Source organism: Allopontixanthobacter sediminis, from assembly GCF_009828115.1.
Classification (GTDB): domain Bacteria; phylum Pseudomonadota; class Alphaproteobacteria; order Sphingomonadales; family Sphingomonadaceae; genus Allopontixanthobacter; species Allopontixanthobacter sediminis.
Map to the genome: position 1 here is coordinate 439629 of NZ_WTYL01000003.1, position 17085 is coordinate 456713.

At 55.3% G+C, this 17085-nt stretch carries 14 protein-coding genes; 7 read left to right on the forward strand and 7 right to left on the reverse strand.

The window, feature by feature from the left end; translation table 11 throughout:
- The gene (locus tag GRI65_RS12930; RefSeq protein ID WP_160756969.1) at positions 1-1335 is read right to left on the reverse strand and encodes an MFS transporter; all 1335 of its coding nucleotides are present in this window, start codon (positions 1333-1335) and stop codon (positions 1-3) included.
- Between the two features lie 171 nt (positions 1336-1506).
- Here GRI65_RS12930 and GRI65_RS12935 point away from each other — a divergent pair, with 171 nt between their 5' ends.
- The 3 genes from GRI65_RS12935 to GRI65_RS12945 all read left to right on the forward strand — a co-directional run bounded on the left by GRI65_RS12935 (position 1507) and on the right by GRI65_RS12945 (position 6140).
- Entirely contained in the window at positions 1507-3960 is a 2454-nt protein-coding gene (locus tag GRI65_RS12935) for a TonB-dependent receptor (RefSeq protein WP_160756970.1), read from the forward strand.
- Positions 3961-4113: 153 nt separating this feature from the next.
- On the forward strand, positions 4114-5259 hold the full coding sequence (locus GRI65_RS12940; RefSeq protein ID WP_232844134.1) for a glycoside hydrolase family 68 protein: 1146 nt from the start codon (positions 4114-4116) through the stop codon (positions 5257-5259).
- Between the two features lie 2 nt (positions 5260-5261).
- Positions 5262-6140: an ROK family protein gene (locus GRI65_RS12945; protein WP_202391314.1), complete on the forward strand. Its 879-nt coding sequence runs from the start codon at positions 5262-5264 to the stop codon at positions 6138-6140.
- A gap of 245 nt (positions 6141-6385) precedes the next feature.
- Here GRI65_RS12945 and GRI65_RS12950 read toward each other — a convergent pair whose 3' ends face one another.
- A complete protein-coding gene (locus GRI65_RS12950; RefSeq protein ID WP_160756971.1) occupies positions 6386-6682 on the reverse strand; it encodes a hypothetical protein in 297 nt (98 codons plus the stop codon).
- Positions 6683-7037: 355 nt separating this feature from the next.
- On the reverse strand, positions 7038-7868 hold the full coding sequence (locus GRI65_RS12955; RefSeq protein WP_160756972.1) for a hypothetical protein: 831 nt from the start codon (positions 7866-7868) through the stop codon (positions 7038-7040).
- Positions 7869-8382: 514 nt separating this feature from the next.
- On the opposite strand from GRI65_RS12955, the gene GRI65_RS12960 reads away from it, so the two are divergent.
- Complete coding sequence (locus GRI65_RS12960) at positions 8383-11343, forward strand: EAL domain-containing protein (RefSeq protein WP_160756973.1); 2961 nt, start codon at positions 8383-8385, stop codon at positions 11341-11343.
- 424 nt (positions 11344-11767) lie between these two features.
- Here the strand turns inward: GRI65_RS12960 and GRI65_RS12965 are convergent, their stop codons facing one another.
- The 3 genes from GRI65_RS12965 to GRI65_RS12975 all read right to left on the reverse strand — a co-directional run bounded on the left by GRI65_RS12965 (position 11768) and on the right by GRI65_RS12975 (position 14598).
- Positions 11768-12331 carry a DUF1993 domain-containing protein gene (locus GRI65_RS12965; protein WP_160756974.1) on the reverse strand — a complete coding sequence of 188 codons (564 nt, stop codon included), beginning with the start codon at positions 12329-12331 and terminating at the stop codon, positions 11768-11770.
- Between the two features lie 769 nt (positions 12332-13100).
- Positions 13101-13988, reverse strand: a complete 888-nt coding sequence (locus GRI65_RS12970) for a hypothetical protein (RefSeq protein ID WP_160756975.1) — start codon at positions 13986-13988, stop codon at positions 13101-13103.
- Between the two features lie 364 nt (positions 13989-14352).
- Positions 14353-14598: a DUF6894 family protein gene (locus GRI65_RS12975; RefSeq protein ID WP_160756976.1), complete on the reverse strand. Its 246-nt coding sequence runs from the start codon at positions 14596-14598 to the stop codon at positions 14353-14355.
- Between the two features lie 400 nt (positions 14599-14998).
- On the opposite strand from GRI65_RS12975, the gene GRI65_RS15405 reads away from it, so the two are divergent.
- From GRI65_RS15405 to GRI65_RS12990, 3 genes are read left to right on the forward strand one after another with little or no spacing between them, the layout of a single operon-like run.
- Positions 14999-15307 (forward strand): PadR family transcriptional regulator, encoded by a 309-nt coding sequence (locus GRI65_RS15405; RefSeq protein WP_160756977.1) that lies wholly within the window; start codon positions 14999-15001, stop codon positions 15305-15307.
- A gap of 29 nt (positions 15308-15336) precedes the next feature.
- Complete coding sequence (locus GRI65_RS12985) at positions 15337-15870, forward strand: hypothetical protein (protein ID WP_160756978.1); 534 nt, start codon at positions 15337-15339, stop codon at positions 15868-15870.
- Entirely contained in the window at positions 15870-16409 is a 540-nt protein-coding gene (locus tag GRI65_RS12990) for a hypothetical protein (RefSeq protein ID WP_160756979.1), read from the forward strand. The genes GRI65_RS12985 and GRI65_RS12990 overlap by 1 nt, the downstream gene beginning before the upstream one ends.
- Positions 16410-16443: 34 nt before the next feature.
- Here the strand turns inward: GRI65_RS12990 and GRI65_RS12995 are convergent, their stop codons facing one another.
- The gene (locus tag GRI65_RS12995) at positions 16444-17040 is read right to left on the reverse strand and encodes an SDR family oxidoreductase (RefSeq protein WP_160756980.1); all 597 of its coding nucleotides are present in this window, start codon (positions 17038-17040) and stop codon (positions 16444-16446) included.
- Positions 17041-17085: the final 45 nt, after the last annotated feature.

The window sequence follows — 17085 nt, forward strand, 5'->3', positions numbered from 1 at the left end:
TTAGCCTGCTAGCGCCTTTTGTTCACGCGGAACTCTGTGTCCTGCGTCGACAAAGAGAGTTGCAATGGCACCAACAAACATGAGCGCACCGCCAAGCATCAATACATTCCGCGGATCTCCGCCCAGCACCGGATTGTAAATCAGCGGCATAGTCAGCGTTTGAAACAGCATTGGGATGACGATGAACATATTGAAGATGCCCATGTAAATGCCGTTGCGGTCCGCCGGAATCGAATCTGCCAGCATCACGTATGTGTTGCCCATCATCCCGGCCCATCCGATGCCAATCCCCAGCATCAGGACGAACAACGCCATCGGTGTCTCGACACCCGGGATGAGCAGCATTGCTGTGCCCGAAGCAGACAAACAAATTGCGTGCGCGATTCTTGCGCCGATCCGCGCCACGATTGGTATGAGCAACAAGGCACCCAAAAAGGCGATGAAGTTGTACAGCGCACCCGCCTGCTGTGTGGTCAGCGTGGCTTCACGAAACGCAGCGGTAGATGGATCGGATGTAACGTAGAGTGAGCGGCCAACTGCGAAAGTAATGTACTGCCAGTATGCGAACATCGCATACCATTGGCACAGCATTGCAAGCGCGAGTTGGCGCATCGGCTTTGGCATGTCGCGGATCGCCTTGACGATCTCTGCGAACGTGTCTTTCACGGTCAAAGGCTTCTGTTCCAGAGCGGCCTTTTCATCATCGGTCATCGGCAACTCGGGTACGCGCCATACCGACCAGACAATGGTCGAGATCGAAAGTATAGCGCCTATGATGAACGCGATGCGGACGATTACCGGGATACCATTATCGTCGAGCACGTCCTGCGCAATAAAAGCGGTCAGCAAAGTTGGCGCGAGATAGGACAGAGTCTGCGCCAGCCCGGTAAATGCGCTCTGTGTCAGGAACCCCACTGACCGTTGGCCGGGCACGAGGCGGTCTGCAACATAGGCGCGGTAGGGCTCCATTGTGATGTTGTTGCCAGCATCAAGTATCCACAATAGCGATGCCGCCATCCATAGCGTAGAAGAATACGGCATCAGGAAAAGGCTAATCGTGCAAATGATTGCACCGATCAGGAAGTAAGGTGTGCGGCGCCCGAAGCGGGTGTTGGTGCGGTCGCTCATTGCGCCCACAATTGGCTGGATGATGAGACCGGTCATTGGACCAGCTAGCCACAAGAGCGGCATCGTCGCCTCGTCGGCGCCGAGGAAGCCGTAGATTGGCCCCATATTGGCTTGCTGCAGGCCGAAGCTAAACTGCAGACCAAAAAAGCCAATGTTCATTTCGATGATTCGCAGCAGCGGAAGCCGTGGTTTTACCGCGGTTTGCATGGGTCAGTATCCTCTCACTTGCCGTTATGCTCTCGGCCTTGTTGCATTTTCGTTACATAGATTGCGCATAATTGCAATCGTTTGCAACTTTATCGTTGCAATCGTTTGCAATCGAGTTATGTCTTACTGCGAATCGCGCAATATAGTGCGAGGTATCCAGGAGAGATTGTCATGAAGTTTCGTCACGCTTTGGCCTTTGGCGTCGCGCTAAGTGCCTTTTCAACCCCTGCCTTTGCGCAGGATCAGGAAGTCGCCTCTCATGAGGCTGTTGAACCCGGTAACGAGATTATCGTCACTGCAGTTGCACGCGGCCAGAACCGGCTCGAAAGCTCGGTCTCGGTCAGCTCCATAGGCGCGGAGCAGATCGCCGATCTTGCTCCGCCATCGTCGGCCGACCTTATCCGTCAGATCCCCGGTATTCGCGCCGAAGCTTCTGGTGGTGAAGGCAATGCGAACATCGCTGTTCGCGGTATTCCCGTTTCAACTGGCGGCGCCCGTTACATCCAGCTTCAAGAAGACGGCCTGCCAGTTCTCGAGTTCGGCGACATCATCTTCGGTAACGCCGACAACTTCCTGCGCGCTGACCGCAACATCGCCCGCGTCGAAGCGGTTCGTGGTGGTTCGGCGTCTACCTTCGCATCCAACGCCCCCGGCGGTGTTATCAATTTCATCTCTAAGACCGGCCAACGTGAAGGCGGCGCAATCCAAGGCACCATCGGTGTCGATTTTGAGACCTATCGTCTCGCCTTCGATTATGGTGCCCCGCTAGCCGACGATCTGTATTTCCACGTCGGTGGCTTTTACCGCACCGGCGAAGGCCCGCGTGATATCGGATATAACGGCTACGATGGCGGCCAGATCAAGGCCAATATTACGAAGGAATTTGATGGCGGTTACATTCGCTTCCACGCCAAATTTCTCGATGACAGCACTCCTACCATTCTCCCTCAGCCAGTTGCTGTTGGCGGTACGGATGGCAATCCAGACTACACGGCCATTGCTGGTTTCGACCCGCGCTCGGACTCGCTGTACAGCCCGTTCATCACAACCATCACGACCCTTGATGGCGGCAATAACCCTACCACCTACAATTTCCGTGATGGCCTCTCGGTTGAATCGCAGGCGTTCGGTGTAGAAGCAGAGATCGATGTTGGCTCTGGCTGGACACTGACCAACCGTTTCCGTTACGCCAACAATTCGGGCAGCTTCGTTTCGCCATTCCCAGCGGGCGCGGACTCGGCTCAGGCCATTGCGGACGGTATCGGTGGCGCGGGCTCGAGCCTTGTGTTTGCCAGCGGTCCGAACGCTGGTTCAGTGGCAGACGCCTCTACTATCGGCGGCAACGGTCTGCTGGCGAACATTGTGAACTTCAATGTTCGCCTGAACAGCCTCGACAACGTCACCAATGATTTCCGCATAAGCAAGGATTTCGACTTTGGCGGCGGTTCGGCAACCTTCACTTCGGGCTTCTATCTGTCGCGTCAGGACGTTGACACTAATTGGCTTTGGACATCGCATGTCCAGACTGTTCAGGGTGACGGGCAAGCCGTCCTTGTCGACATCGTTGATGCGGGCGGGAACACGGTCACCGACAATGGCGTTGTTGGCTTCGGTGCCAATTTCTTTGGCAATTGCTGCCGTCGTAACTACGACGTTGCGTACAGCACCTATGCACCGTTTGCCTCACTCAGTGTCGAATTGGATCGCCTGACACTGGATGCCAGCATCCGCTACGATTATGGCGATGCCAACGGAACGGTGACCGGCGATGGTCCGGTCACCAGCTTCGATTTCGACAATGACGGCAATATCAGTCCGGCCGAAGCACAAACCAGCGTCCTGCCGCTGGGTAGCCCTGCTCCGGTGAATTATGATTTTAACTATTTCTCATGGTCGATCGGTGCGAACTACCTTGTGACTGATGATCTGGGTGTCTTTGCCCGCTACAGTCAGGGTGGTCGTCACACAGCTGACCGCAGCCTGCTCTCGCCAGCTGTTAGCACCGTCGATGGCGGTTTGCCGGGCGGCGACGATGGCGTGATTGCCGACGTCAACCAACTCGAAGTGGGCTTGAAATATCAGGCAAACGGCCTCTCGCTTTTTGCCACCGGCTTCTATGCCGAAACAAGCGAGACCAACGTCGAAATCGCTCCGCTGCTGCTGACGGATACCGACTACGAGGCCTTGGGCATCGAGCTTGAAGGTGCCTATTCGGTTGGTCCGTTCTCGCTTTCTGCGGGTGTGACATGGACCGATTCCGAAATCGTCCGTTCGCTCAACACTGGCCTAATCGGCAACACGCCGCGCCGTCAGGCAGACTTCGTCTACCAAGCATCCGCGCAGTATGATGACGGCTTCTTCAAAGCAGGTGCCAACATCATCGGTACCACCGACAGCTTCACGCAGGATAATAACCAGTTGGAACTGCCGAGCTACAACCAAGTGAACGCCTTCCTCGCTATCCGTCCGGTCGATCGGGTGGAAGTTGCACTGAATGCGACCAACCTGTTCAACAACTTTGGCTACACTGAGGCTGAAGAAGGCTCGATCCCGGGCAACGGCCTGGTTCGTGCACGCTCCATCGCGGGTCGCACGATCGCAGCATCGATCCGCTTCGACTTCTAACCGTCCCAACAAGAGGAAGCTGGTATAGACCCTACAGTCTCGACCAGCTTCCGAACCCGGAGCGGTTAGCTAAGACAGCTTTCTGAAATTATAGCAGGATAGCGACGCAAGCGCTGTATCGCGACGTGCCTGGCGCCTATCAAAAATGTTACGATGGGACTTATGACTGCAATCGACAACAAACTCGCAGCTCTTAAACCCTCCGCAACGTCATGGACGCCGGAGATTGTGGCCGAACTTGCGGGTGGCCTATTTGATCAGCCAGCAATCATCGATGCGGGTAGTGCCAAGCCAATGTCGCCCGACCTTGATGTGTGGGATGCATGGCCGCTTGCCGACCCAACCGGCAATCCGGTCCCGTGGGGCGGCGGCGAACTGTGGTTCGCCCTTGCAGTGGTGCGAGCGGACGACCCCGAGCAACGCCATCATCTCGCCCGCATCCATCATTTCCACCGCATGGGCGATGATTTCACACATATCGGTTTGACGCTCCCCGAAGCGACTTCGCCAGCCGCACGCCAATGGTCAGGTTCGGCCAGGCTGGACAACGGGGAGGTTACCCTGTTCTTCACCGCCACCGGGCACAAGGGCGATGCTTCTCTGTCTTATTATCAGCGCCTGTTCCTGACCCGTGCGCCATTGATGGCAGACGGAGAGTTCGGCGCATGGTCAGAACCGGTAGAATTTGTTCAAGCCGATGGACATTTTTATCGTCCAGCCAACGAAAATGAAGGGGAGCCGGGCAAGATCAAAGCGTTTCGCGATCCCTCGCATTATCGCAGCAGCGACGGTCAGGATTACGTCCTGTTTACCGGCTCATCGGGCACGCAGCCCAGCCTGCATGACGGTGTCATTGGCGCAGCGACATCGAACGGCGATGGGTATCGGTTGCTCCCTCCGCTAATAACCGCATCCGGCGTAAATAACGAGCTCGAACGGCCCCATGTCGTCGAGCATGGAGGACGGATCTATCTGTTCTGGTCCACCCAGCGTGGTGTGTTCGCGCCGGGTATCGTCGCTCCAACGGGGCTCTACGGCGCAACGGCGGAATCGATCGATGGCCCGTGGACCTTTTTGAACGGACATGGACTTGTGATTGCCAATCCGGTCGAAAGGCCGACACAGGCGTATAGCTGGTGGGTTTTGCCTGATCTCAGCGTCACCAGCTTCGTTGATTATTGGGGGCCGGAAGACAACACTCGGCCCGAAGCAGAAACACGCAGGGCACGTTTTGGTGGCACCTTCGCTCCATTTGTGCGGCTTGAACTTGTTGGCGCGACATCGCGATTGGTCGGGTAAGAATGACACTTGTGGGAAATATGGGCCTGATTGGCGGGATAGAGGCTGGTGGAACCAAGTTCGCACTTGCTGTCGGTCACTCGCCAACCGAAATTATCGCTCGGCACGAAATCCCCACCGGGTCTCCCGCAAAAACCCTTGAAGAAGCAGCCGCGTGGCTTGAAAGTCATGGCCAGATAAGTGCCTTGGGCATTGGCAGTTTCGGACCCGTCGACCTCGATAGAACTTCTCAAATGTGGGGGCACATCACCAATACTCCCAAACCGGGCTGGGCGATATGCGAAATAGCCGGATTCTTCGCCGAGCGATTTAAGGTGCCGATTGGTTTCGATACTGATGTGAACGGCGCAGCGCTCGCCGAACATCAGCTTGGCGCTGGGTTGGATGCTTCGTCACTTGCCTACATTACGGTCGGCACCGGTATTGGTGGAGGCCTGATAGTCGGCAGCAAACCGGTTCATGGGGTCGCGCATCCGGAAATGGGACACATTTTGCCTCGTCGCCATGCGCTCGACCTCGAGTTCATTGGGATATGCCCTCACCACCGCGATTGCCTCGAAGGATTGGCTAGCGGCCCGGCTATCAATGCACGTTGGGGAGCGTCGCTATCCGAACTGCCATCGGATCACATCGCGCATGAGATCATCGCCGACTACCTGGCACAACTTGCCCATACTCTGATTGCTCTGACTTCGGTAGAAGTGATCGTCATGGGCGGTGGTGTGATGAAGACGCCTGGTTTGCTAGACCGCGTGCAACATAGAGCATCGGAATTGGGCGCCGCGTATTTTCCCGGGAATACCAAACACAAAATCGTGGCGCCAGGCTTGGGCGACCAAGCGGGCATCACCGGAGCGCTTTTGCTCGCGCCTTCGGCTTAATGTCCGCATTTAGGGGGTGGGTTAAACCGGGTGAAGCTGCGACTTATTTGATGGCCTACATTGCGGCGCGAAGCTGCCGTCAGCATCCGCCGACATAGCTGCCGTTTAAGAGATGAGATCGCGAAACCGAAACCGGCCGTACAACCAGGTTTCCTTGAGCGCCCCAAACCGGCAGCTTTTAAGACTGCGAAAATCGATTTTTAATGGCGGAAACGCAGTGGGAAGCGAACATTAGCGCGGGCTGCTTATCGGCCAGATTGTCGCTCCAACCAGTATATTTTTGCGTAAATGTAGAAGTGTGAACTGATGAATAGCGAAGCGCCAAACATTGCGACGGTGAGGCTAGCGACAACTGACGCATGGGCAATCACTAGCGATGACGCCGCGATGCCTACCAATCTGCCATCGAGGAAGTCGCGGTAGGGGTGTTGCTCTTTGACCGGAAAAGATCCGCGGATGATATGAATCATGCTGTCAAAGTACAGCCAATCCAAAAGCATACCGACCGCTGGTGCAGCAATGTAGAGAACGACATTTTCCAATTCTTCCTACTCCGTCCCCCCCTGACATAGCTCGCCCAGCTTAGCCTAAGCACAAATGTCGGCAACGGGGTCGCTTTTTGTCGGTCTGCTTTTAGAGCCAGCTCCAGGGAGCTGGAACGTTAAAAACCTTGAGGATAGCGGAACGGCAGATCATAGCCGCAGCATTCTCGGCTTCGACGTATTTACCGGGTCGCCCATTCCCAAATGCGGCCCCAAACTTGCTTCGCTTGAGAGACCTCGTCCGAGGGAGGTTTCTCATCGACGTTCTGGAAAAAGTGATCCAAATCAGGGTAAACCCAATACGTAAGGTTAGACTTTCCGGCCGACAGAAATGCAATCATAGCGAAATCGCTGTTTAGAACCGGCGCATTGTGATCAGCACCACCTTGGACCAGCGGCAGGGGAATATCGAGCAAAAGCATATCGTCGACCGCCGCATAAGGGCCGAAGCTCGACCATCGACGATATGCCTCTCCTTGGAACCGGCTTGTCGTATCCAAGGGTTTGCTTCTATCGACCTGATGGTTGCGTAAAGGTCTTCAATCTTGGACTGGGCATCACTTCGGGAAATCTCGCCGTGTTCGGCCTGCAAGCGGTAGTCGATGATCAGGTCGTAATATTGCGGCAGCGCGATCCCACCCCAGACAACTACACGATGGGCGTCGACCTCGCGCGCGAGAGCGAATGCGTATTGCGCTCCTTCCGATCCGCCAATTAGGACAAGGCGTGTTGCCCTAACACCCAGTTCCCGTTGCGCGGCCTTGATTGCCAGAGCGGCGCGCGCAACAAGGTTGTCCTTGCTCAAGCCGTCCCGATAAATCTCCTTGTCGAGCTCGACAGGGCGCTGGCGTTCCTCATCAAATTCCATTTCTGCCTGGAAGGAAATGCCGGGCTTGTCGACAAGAAGGAAATGCGCCTGATCACGGTAGGCGAGCAGCTCCGGCGGAAAGGAGAAACCGACTGAGCCATCGGCATAACTCTGGAAATATGGCATTCCGCCGGAACCGGGCAGCCAGACGATCAATGGGCCGACATCTTCGACTTCTTGCTGATCAAGGTGCCAACCGATGGTGCCGAGGGAGTGGTCGTCGATCGACCGACTCTCGAAATCAGTGGGCTTTGGCAACGACTGTGCCGTTACAGGCGCGGCCATCAGGCAAATCAGAGCAGCAAAGCGTTTGAGCACCTACCTCTTCCTTCCGAGGAATTTCTATTACCGCTTACGGCCTCTGAGAAGTGCTAATCAATGGCAGCGACTGGGTCGACAACAGAACGATAGGTTTTGTTCAGAAGTGAAGATAAGCCGCCGACATAATTGGCCTGTGCCATCGCGACAGCTTCTGCTGAAATAATAATAATTCTGGGGCGCAGATCGATCCGTCGAAACCTGCCCTAAGCTCATGCCCAAGCAAGTGAGGCAACTGGCAGAGAGCTGATTAGCGGCCTTCTGCGTGTTCAGATGCCTAAATGACGCCTTGACCAGGCCGGAGGTTCCCGAGCCAAATTTAGAGCGGTCGGCTCGCGTTTTCTGACCGTGCTTCCAACTTTTCATTGTGGCAGGGCCGTCACCGAGTCTGAGGGTTTGGGTGACGCTGCACACACATTTCATTTTTGCGTAGGTAAGACTACCGATCGAGCACCAGCAACAGATTAACCAATAACACATAGCCGCAGTTATTCATTTTCTGATTGAGGTCACCATGCCTGCGGCGCAAAAACCAGCTAACGAAATTTCGCGAATTAAGGCCCTGGTGGATCTAGACGTTCTGGATACGGCAGCGGAACTGGAGTTTGACGCTTTGATCAAAGCTGCGGCGCTGATCTGCGACGTTCCGATTTCTTTGATCAGTCTGGTCGACGAAGAACGTCAATGGTTTAAGGCGTCTATGGGCCTTCCAGGGGTAGCCGAGACGCCTCGGGAAGCATCTTTTTGCGCGCACGCCATCCTTGGCAGTCGACTGCTGGAAATCCCCGACGCGACAGTTGACGCACGTTTTTCGGATAATCCCCTCGTCACCAGCGCTCCCAATCTTCGGTTCTACGCCGGCGCACCGCTGCTGCTGAGCAATGGTGCCTGTATTGGGACGCTATGCGTGATCGATCGTCATCCGCGGCAACTCAGCGACCTTCAGCGCGAAGCCTTGTGCTGCCTTGCGGACGCTGCGGTAAAAGCACTCGAAGGTCGGCTGGCTGTTCAGAGGCTGAAGCACGAAATGGCCAGTGTTAAGTCGAGCGAGACCAGCCTGCGTCTGATCGTGGACAACGCGCCATCGATGATGGCTTATTGGGATCGCGAGCTAAATTGTGTCTTCGCCAACCGCGCTTACGAGAGATGGTTTGGCGTCGATTCAGCGGGCTTGGCTGGATCAAATATTCGCGACCTGCTCGGTCCGGAATTGTTCGCGCTCAACAAGCCCCATATCGATGGCGCTCTGATGGGTCTGGAGCAGACGTTCGAGCGGATCATTCACGGTCCAGCCGGCGAAAATCGCCATAGTCTTGCGTTCTATGCGCCGCATATCGTCGACGGGGAAGTGGTCGGATTGCTAGTTCAAGTAAGCGACGTCTCAGCGCTGAAGAAAATCGAGGCATCGTTGCAGGAAGCCCAGCGTCTCGGCGGTATCGGCAGTTGGGAATGGTGCGCACCATCTGACACAACAACTTGGTCGGCGGAAACCTACCGCATCATGGGTCGCGATCCTGCCTTGGCGGCTCCTTCTTGGGCCCAGCATCCCGAACTCTACACTACTGAAAGTTGGGCAGGTCTGCAGGGCGCAGTGGAAAAAGCACTGCACGATGGCACCCCATACAATCTGGAACTGCAATTTGTCAGGCCCGACGGTACTACCGGATGGCTCGATGCGCGCGGCGAGGTAACGCGTGACAGGACGGATAAAACAACGGGACTACGCGGTACGATTCAGGATATCACCACCCAACGCTTGATGGTCGAGGAACTTGCGGGACAACACGAGTTGTTGCGCGTCACGCTGCAATCGATTGGTGATGCAGTGATTACCACCGATGCGCAGGGCATTGTAACTTGGTTAAACCCTGTGGCAGCAAATTTGGTTGGTTGGGAGTCGGTTCATGCGAAGGGTCGCCCGATCGGCGAAGTCTTTCATGTAATCAATGATGAAACTCGGCTTTTAGCGGAAAATCCGATAAATCTCACACTTCTACAAGGTCAAGTGACAAAGGTTGCAAATGACAGAGTATTAATTTCGCGCAAGGGTCAGGAGTTCAACATTAAAGACAAAGCTGCGCCCATCCGCAGCGAATCCGGCGAAATGCTGGGCGCAGTTCTCGTATTTCATGATGTCACCGAGCAACTCCGCCAGAGCAAGGAAATCAATTACCGCGCGCAGCACGATGACCTCACCGGATTGTTGAACAGAACGGAATTCCAGATTCGCTTGCAACGCACATTGAGCAAGGCGCTGGCCGATGACACCGTCCATACGCTGTTGTTCATCGACTTGGATCAGTTCAAGATTGTGAATGATACCTGTGGTCACTTGGCTGGTGATCTACTCCTGCAAAAGGTTGCGGGCCTGCTCAAGAATGTGGCTCGCGCTAGTGACACGATCGCCCGTCTCGGCGGGGATGAATTTGGGCTCCTGCTGGATCACTGCTCACAAGAAAACGCGGAACGGGTCGCCCAGCAGATCTGTAGCTGTTTGAACAATTTCCGCTTCGATTATGCTGGAAAGCGTTTCAGAATTGGCGCCAGTATTGGCCTAGTACCCATTGACCGCAGCTGGGAAAGTTCAATCGCTATCATGAAGGCGGCTGACCTGTCATGCTACGCGGCCAAGGAAGCAGGACGAAATCGCGTGCACACCTGGTTAGAGGCGGATGAAAGCCTATTAGCGCGGCAAGCCGAAATGCAATGGGCGACGCGCCTTGAGAATGCCTTCGAACAAGGACAATTCCGCTTATTTGCCCAGCGCATTGTGCCTATCAACGAAAGCGACGACAATCTCCACCTAGAGGTGTTGCTAAGAATGATTGAAGCTGACGGCACCGTTGTCCAGCCCAGCGCGTTTCTGCTTGCTGCTGAACGATTCCACCTTGCTTCACGGATCGATTTGATGGTGCTCAGACAGGTTATGGACCTACTGATGGCTCAACCAGACCTCTCTACACTCCAAACAATTTGCATCAACCTTTCAGGCCAGTCCATCGGTGATCGGTCATTTCACGAGGAAGCAATTACCATTCTGAACGGCGCGGACGCATCGATTTGTCGACGTATCTGCCTCGAAATCACCGAGACGGCCGCGATCACCAACATCGCCGACGCGGAGAGCTTCATTGAACGTGTGCGCCAGCTTGGCGTACGCATGGCGCTCGACGATTTCGGATCCGGTACAGCCTCGTTCGGATATCTGAAATCCTTGTCGATCGATATCTTGAAGGTCGACGGACAGTTCGTGCGCAATCTGGTGAATGACCCGCTGGATGCAGCTGCCATGAGCTGCTTCGTTGATGTGGCACGGATTATGGGTGTCAAGATCGTGGCGGAGTGTGTGGAGACCGACGGGGTCCTTTCCCGCCTTAGGGAGCTCGGAGTGGATTACGCGCAGGGCTACCTTTTTCATCGGCCCGAGCCGATTGAAGATTTGATTTTGTACCCGTTGGCTGTCGCAGCCGAATAGGTCTAACCTTGCTGCCGGAATGCCAACCTATCCGAACCCAGATCAGCCTCGCCATTGGCTCAATTTGTTTACAGCGTCCCAGAGTTTGTGAATGCAAGGACACTATAAAGATACCCTCTTTGAATATCACTCGATTAGCAAACAAATCACCGACATTAGGTCGTGTTTTGCACGGCAGATATTCGACGCACAGAACGATGAGCCGAATATTAGCGCTGACGTGAATTGAGTTGCCGGATTCGCCGACATAGCTGCCGGTCCCCAGGTCGTTCTTTTTCCCTAAAAGCCGCCATACGTTCAGGTCTCGTTGAGCGCCCCGAATGGCTGTTTTTGGTCTGCGAAGATCGGTGTTGGATGGCAAGAATGTCGTGGGAAGCTGACGGTCCGCTTATTGGGAAACAAGATCGAACAGCAGTAAATGGGCCTAATCAGATTTGATGCGCAGCCAACCCTCGTAATCGCGCTTGCCAAGTGGCACGCCCCGTGAGCGCAGGATGTCGTAAGCGGTAACAGCGTGGAAGTGAAAATTCGGAATTGAGAACGATAAGAGGAACGCTTCAGGGGTGAAGGCCATCGCCCGCGGCTCCCATGGTCTCCAGTCATCCTCCTTGTCGCGCGGTCGATGCAGCACGATGTTCAGTTCTTTGGTGGACCAACTATTGACTTCGTCAGGAGTTAAAGCCTCCAGCGCCTTTTCGGCTTTGCTGACCATCGCTCGTAAATCAGCGAAAGGAACAGACCCGACTAGAGCGGGAGGGGCAAACGCACCAGTTTTGAGGGCTTCAACACCCCACACGGAATGATGCCATGCCGCTTCGATCTGGAAATGGAAAGGTGCCATATCATCGAAGAGGCGCGCGTTGACGAAGTCATTGGCATCATAGCTCAATTCGACACAATACATAGCGGTACGATCAAGGAATGCTCCGATCGCTCTGACTGTCTGGAGAAAGGTTGGCACACTGAGGTCGTAGAGTGAGATCGCCATCAATATTACCTAACTTTGGAGCCACATACGTTTCTGCTTTTGACGATATGGCCAAGCGGCGACAATGACAGAAAAGTCGTCGTGTCCGGAACGACAACTTTTATTCGAAATGTTGGCTTAGCTGACATGTCCGCTTTCGGCGAAATGCTATCGACAGTCGAATGTCAGAAATGTGGTGGAAAGCGACTGGCGGGTTTTCACGGGAGCTTACTTTAAAGCGGGCATGCTGTAGACCTTGGTGAGCGCTCAATAGTCTTGAGGTGCAAGTCCTCGTGATATCCGATCCGCATCTGATCCCGCTGGGGCTACGGGCAGTTCTGTTACATCAGTCGCCTCCACCTCCGATACTGCTGAACCAAATTTCGGGCACCATGTCAGCCAGGTTGGCACACACGGCGGAGGCGCAAGATTTGGCGCCCTTGGCTCGCCAGCATCCATTGTCCTCGCGGCATAGTCGCTCTGCGCTTCCACCCGGCTTCGTAGCAGAAATCGATCCGGATCGCTTGCCGGTGCGCAGACAATGATCTCGTTCGATATGGTGGGTTCCACGCTGGCATCCGAACAGTTGGTTCTGCCGATTCTCAGATCAACGACAATACCGGGCTGGCTCGTTACCTCTGCCGCACTCTCCAGATCGAACGACTGAGCGACAACTGGTTTGTAAGCTGACGCCATCGCAACGCACAATGCTAACGATAAAGGAGGCAGCTTTTTAGGCTCAAGTCGTTGAATCGTGCTAGGCGCGATCACAACTGAACGGTCGTGTCGCTTAGAGGCAAGAGAAGCGTATCTCTTCGCGCTGCTTGTCGAAGGTCAGGCTTGAACAATCGGCGAAACTGGACCTTCCGACGAAAATCCCGTGAGACGCCTTGCGCTTACTCTCGGCTGAAACGACGATCTCACTAGGGTCCTGATTGTCGTCCGGAATACTGGCGGTAGAACCCATTTCGGTGGTTCGGACGACCACACTAGTTAAGGCCAATTCGCCTACGGCTATAGGCTTTTGAAATTCCATCCGTCGAACTGGCCTGAAGAAACCCATTTCAAGCTTGAGGTCCTGTGCAGGTCCAACCATTCGACCTCCGTATGCGGTCGCCAGCAGCGCCCCTGTTGTGGCTGTCACCATCGTTTCAGGCCGATCAAAGGTGAAGATTACTGGGACAGTGACGCCGTCTATCACGGTTTCAGACCGGAAACCTGCGAGGCCGTGTTTCCTGAAGGGTATCGTGAGAAGGCGCTCTCCAACGTGCCTTTCGCCCAAGCGATAGGTAACGATGTCTTCGGGCAATAGCGCAGGTCCCATTCGACCTTCAGCAATCTCGGTCCAGTCGCGATCGAACCAGAAGAGCCTTTGTTTGACCTTCCTGCCGTCACCAAAGTCTATTCGCGCCATGTTAGACGATGCGGAAACTGCCGTGCGACCGACCATATGTCGCCCACTAACGAGACTGCCCTTTTTGCCTAACTGATCGGCGACCCGTGCATTCAATATTGGACTATTTGGTCCATCCGGAACTACTTCCATCGTGGTCAGCCGTCCATCAATAGTGATGGTGACGGTTGGGTTGTCGACCTCGATTTCGGTAGTTGAAGTAGGCGCGCCGTTGGCGAACAAGAAGGGTGTCGCCGCGAGCAAATGCCAATCATTTCGCAACATACAAACCTCCATTGCAAGTTGCTCGAGTGTGGTCCGTTCCCGACTTAAACATGAATAGGTGAACGATGTCTACGTCAGCTTTTGAATCGTTATCGCCCAACATTGAACGTCGGGAACGGGTCGTCTCCGGATAGGCAGATTTGTTGCACAAATAGCGAATAGCTGCCGATCGGCTCAACTGAGGGCAGTATGACTGCATCCGCTAATGAAGTGGTCGTCCCCAGCTCCCTCTTTTCACCTGAAACCGGCCGTATGTTCATCATAAAACATTGGGCAACGATTGAAGGGTATCAGGAATTTCGGGGGGGGGGGGAGTTTCACCGGCGGGATGTCGTAGCATTTTGCTATCGATCAAGGATCGTGATCACGTCCCTTGGCCCGCGGGAGCATCAACACCAAACGCAATGAAGGTAAAAAGAACCAGACCATCAGCGTTGGTCACCTCGATCCGAAACTCATTACTAAGCCATGCGACTTCAGGGCGGTCTCGCAGATACTCGCCAGCATGCCGGGCCGCCATAATGCGTGCATCGGATAAATTCAGCAACTCCATCCCCTTGTCGTCAGGGTCAACGATTGCGCCTGCAAGATTGAAGAAATAGCGTTCCATACCCTTCTACGCTAAACAAACCCGGGCGTTCCAAAGCTTCGCCGTTCGCGTCGCAAAATCGCTTTCCGTTGAATAATGTCCGCGATTTGGTTGTGTCCAGAACGGCAGATATTTTCCGAAGAGAGCGATAAGCTGCCGACAGGCCGGACTCGCCGACCAAGCGGTTATCCCCAAGCTCGCTGTTATCGCCTGAAACCGGCTGTTCGTTAAGGCAGGGTTGTGCGCCCTTAACCGGCAGCCATTAGGACTGCGAATATCCCAGAAAGACGACTGGAATGTCATGTAAAGGGGCATGGCGGATCAACGTCAATTCCCTAGCGTCGATCCGATTTCCCCGTTGTGCGGCATAAACCCGATCAGCATGCTTGCAATCGAAACTCTACATATGTAGATGAGTCGAATGGCTAGACGCTCCAACATCTCCAGACAGACCCGTACCGCTTTGGCGGCGCTATGCGAACGGCCGCGCGATTGGCATTATGGTTATGACTTGATGGAGCGGACCGGCATCGCATCGGGAACGCTTTATCCTATGCTGATCCGACTCTGCGATCAGGGTAATCTCGAAGCAAGATGGGTTCCTTCGCCACATGAGGGGCGGCCGCCCCGTCATGCGTATCGCCTGACCGCTTCCGGACTGGCGCTTGCCCGAGACAATGCGCCGGGCGACGCGCCCACTCCACAACATTCCAAGGGATTTGCAGTATGACTTCGAGGCGGAAATCACGCACGCGAGGTTTGATCGCGCTTGCCATCAAGATCGCGCCACCCGAGCGGCAGGCATGGTTCGAGGCTATGGCTGCCGAACTCGATCACGTCCCCGAAGCCGAGCGCTTGCTTTTCGCCGCAGGCTGCGTTCTTGCGGCCGTCAGAGCGCGCGTTGCTTCGCCACGCTTCGTGCACGGCATTGCACGCGGCGTGTTGATCGGAGGAGCGATGGGGTGGGCAGCGATGAACATCCGTTTCGCAGGGCGCATGTCCGTGACCGATGCGTTGGCCCTAGAGGCTTTGGGCTATACGACTGCGCTGTTATTTGTGGTTGGCGCTCTCGCCACGGCCAGGTTCGGATACCGTGCGACAATCAGCTTGGCCACGCCATTGATCGCCGTGCTGGCGGCTATGGCGATATCGATCAGGCTAAGTAGCGTTCCGACTCCGATAGCTGATCTTTATTTTGCGCTGATTTTGGAGGATCTCGCGGTCCTGATGATGGCGCTGGTGGTCGCGGTTGCCGCTTCCCGACTGATTGGCGCCCAGCGGGAGTTTGGTTGATGCGTATCCAGACCTTGGCGCGGGCCTTGGCGATTGCTGCCGGGCTGTTGGGTGCGGCGCACATCGCCATTACGCCTCTTGTATATCCCAACTGGACGATCGACGCGCTTTGGTTCGTCGGTTCCGGGTTTGCCATTATCTTGGCCGCCGCCGCAAATTTTGACGGTTGGGATTGGGGCGGGGCTGCGCAGCCGAATGTTCGTGGCTGTGATCAACCTGGCCATGAGTTGCTTCTTCGCGGCCGCTTGGCTGGTTCTCCCGGAACCTCAGGTCATCATCGGCGGAATACTGTTTCTATGCTTGTCCGCCTGCTCGCTGCCAGCACGGAAAGTGGAAACAGTCGCGAGCTAAAGTCCGCATTTATTGGCACTTGGTATGACGGCTTTGTCGACGTGCCCGGGCCTGCAGATTTGTATCGGGCCCAGCGCTTCTTTGTCTATCGACGACCGACGGCAGTGTGGCTGAATCCGCCGACAAAGCCGCCGTCCCGAGGCTCGCTCCACCTTATTGAAACCGGCCTTGCACCCAAATTTCATTGAAACATCGATGGGGGGGGCAGCAAACGCCTGCCGTTTAAATGCTCTCCATCAATGCAGTCACGTCCATCCAGCTTTCACTATCGGCCGCGTTGGCGAGGATGAATGCCACATCCCCGCGAGCAGCCTCACCTTTTTCGTCGACTTCAGTACCCAGCCGTATTTCTCGGCTGCCGTCCGCGTCAGTCAGGGCGACGGGCCGAACAATCGCGTATTTCAGGCCCGATGCTCGGAGATACATGTCAGCGTCATGTTTGGCCTGCAGGTAGTGCTCCATTTCTCCGCCTTCGGCCGGATTGTCGGCACCGACACTGCTGAGCATTACAAAGCGTTGTACATCCGCTTTCACGGCGAGATCGATCAGCCGCCTGGCTCCGTCGCGATCAACCTTGTCGGTCATCTCGGCGCTGGTATCGCCGCCGGAACCGGCCGCAAAAATCACGATGTCACAGTTTTCACAAACGCCGTCCTGTAAATCGGTCAAATCGCCTTCGCGAAGTTCGACGTCTGATGGCAGGCTACTGGTGTCCGAGCCTTCACGAACCAAAGCGATCGGGTTGTGTCCACGCGAGCCTAGTTCGCGAACGAGCCGTGTTCCGGTCTTGCCGGTCGCTCCGGCGATAAGAATGTTCATAAGTGTTTGTCCACTTCCATTGATGTCGCCGGCAGGCTGTGTACT

Excerpts from the sequence above, each read along its gene's own strand:
- GRI65_RS12940 (WP_232844134.1), top strand. The coding sequence starts at position 4,114 with ATGGGACTTATGACTGCAATCGACAACAAACTCGCAGCTCTTAAACCC.
- GRI65_RS12935 (WP_160756970.1), top strand. The coding sequence starts at position 1,507 with ATGAAGTTTCGTCACGCTTTGGCCTTTGGCGTCGCGCTAAGTGCCTTT.
- GRI65_RS12930 (WP_160756969.1), bottom strand. The coding sequence starts at position 1,335 with ATGCAAACCGCGGTAAAACCACGGCTTCCGCTGCTGCGAATCATCGAA.
- GRI65_RS12995 (WP_160756980.1), bottom strand. The coding sequence starts at position 17,040 with ATGAACATTCTTATCGCCGGAGCGACCGGCAAGACCGGAACACGGCTC.
- GRI65_RS12970 (WP_160756975.1), bottom strand. The coding sequence starts at position 13,988 with ATGTTGCGAAATGATTGGCATTTGCTCGCGGCGACACCCTTCTTGTTC.
- GRI65_RS12975 (WP_160756976.1), bottom strand. The coding sequence starts at position 14,598 with ATGGAACGCTATTTCTTCAATCTTGCAGGCGCAATCGTTGACCCTGAC.
- GRI65_RS12965 (WP_160756974.1), bottom strand. The coding sequence starts at position 12,331 with ATGGCGATCTCACTCTACGACCTCAGTGTGCCAACCTTTCTCCAGACA.
- GRI65_RS15405 (WP_160756977.1), top strand. The coding sequence starts at position 14,999 with ATGGCTAGACGCTCCAACATCTCCAGACAGACCCGTACCGCTTTGGCG.
- GRI65_RS12945 (WP_202391314.1), top strand. The coding sequence starts at position 5,262 with ATGACACTTGTGGGAAATATGGGCCTGATTGGCGGGATAGAGGCTGGT.
- GRI65_RS12960 (WP_160756973.1), top strand. The coding sequence starts at position 8,383 with ATGCCTGCGGCGCAAAAACCAGCTAACGAAATTTCGCGAATTAAGGCC.
- GRI65_RS12990 (WP_160756979.1), top strand. The coding sequence starts at position 15,870 with ATGCGTATCCAGACCTTGGCGCGGGCCTTGGCGATTGCTGCCGGGCTG.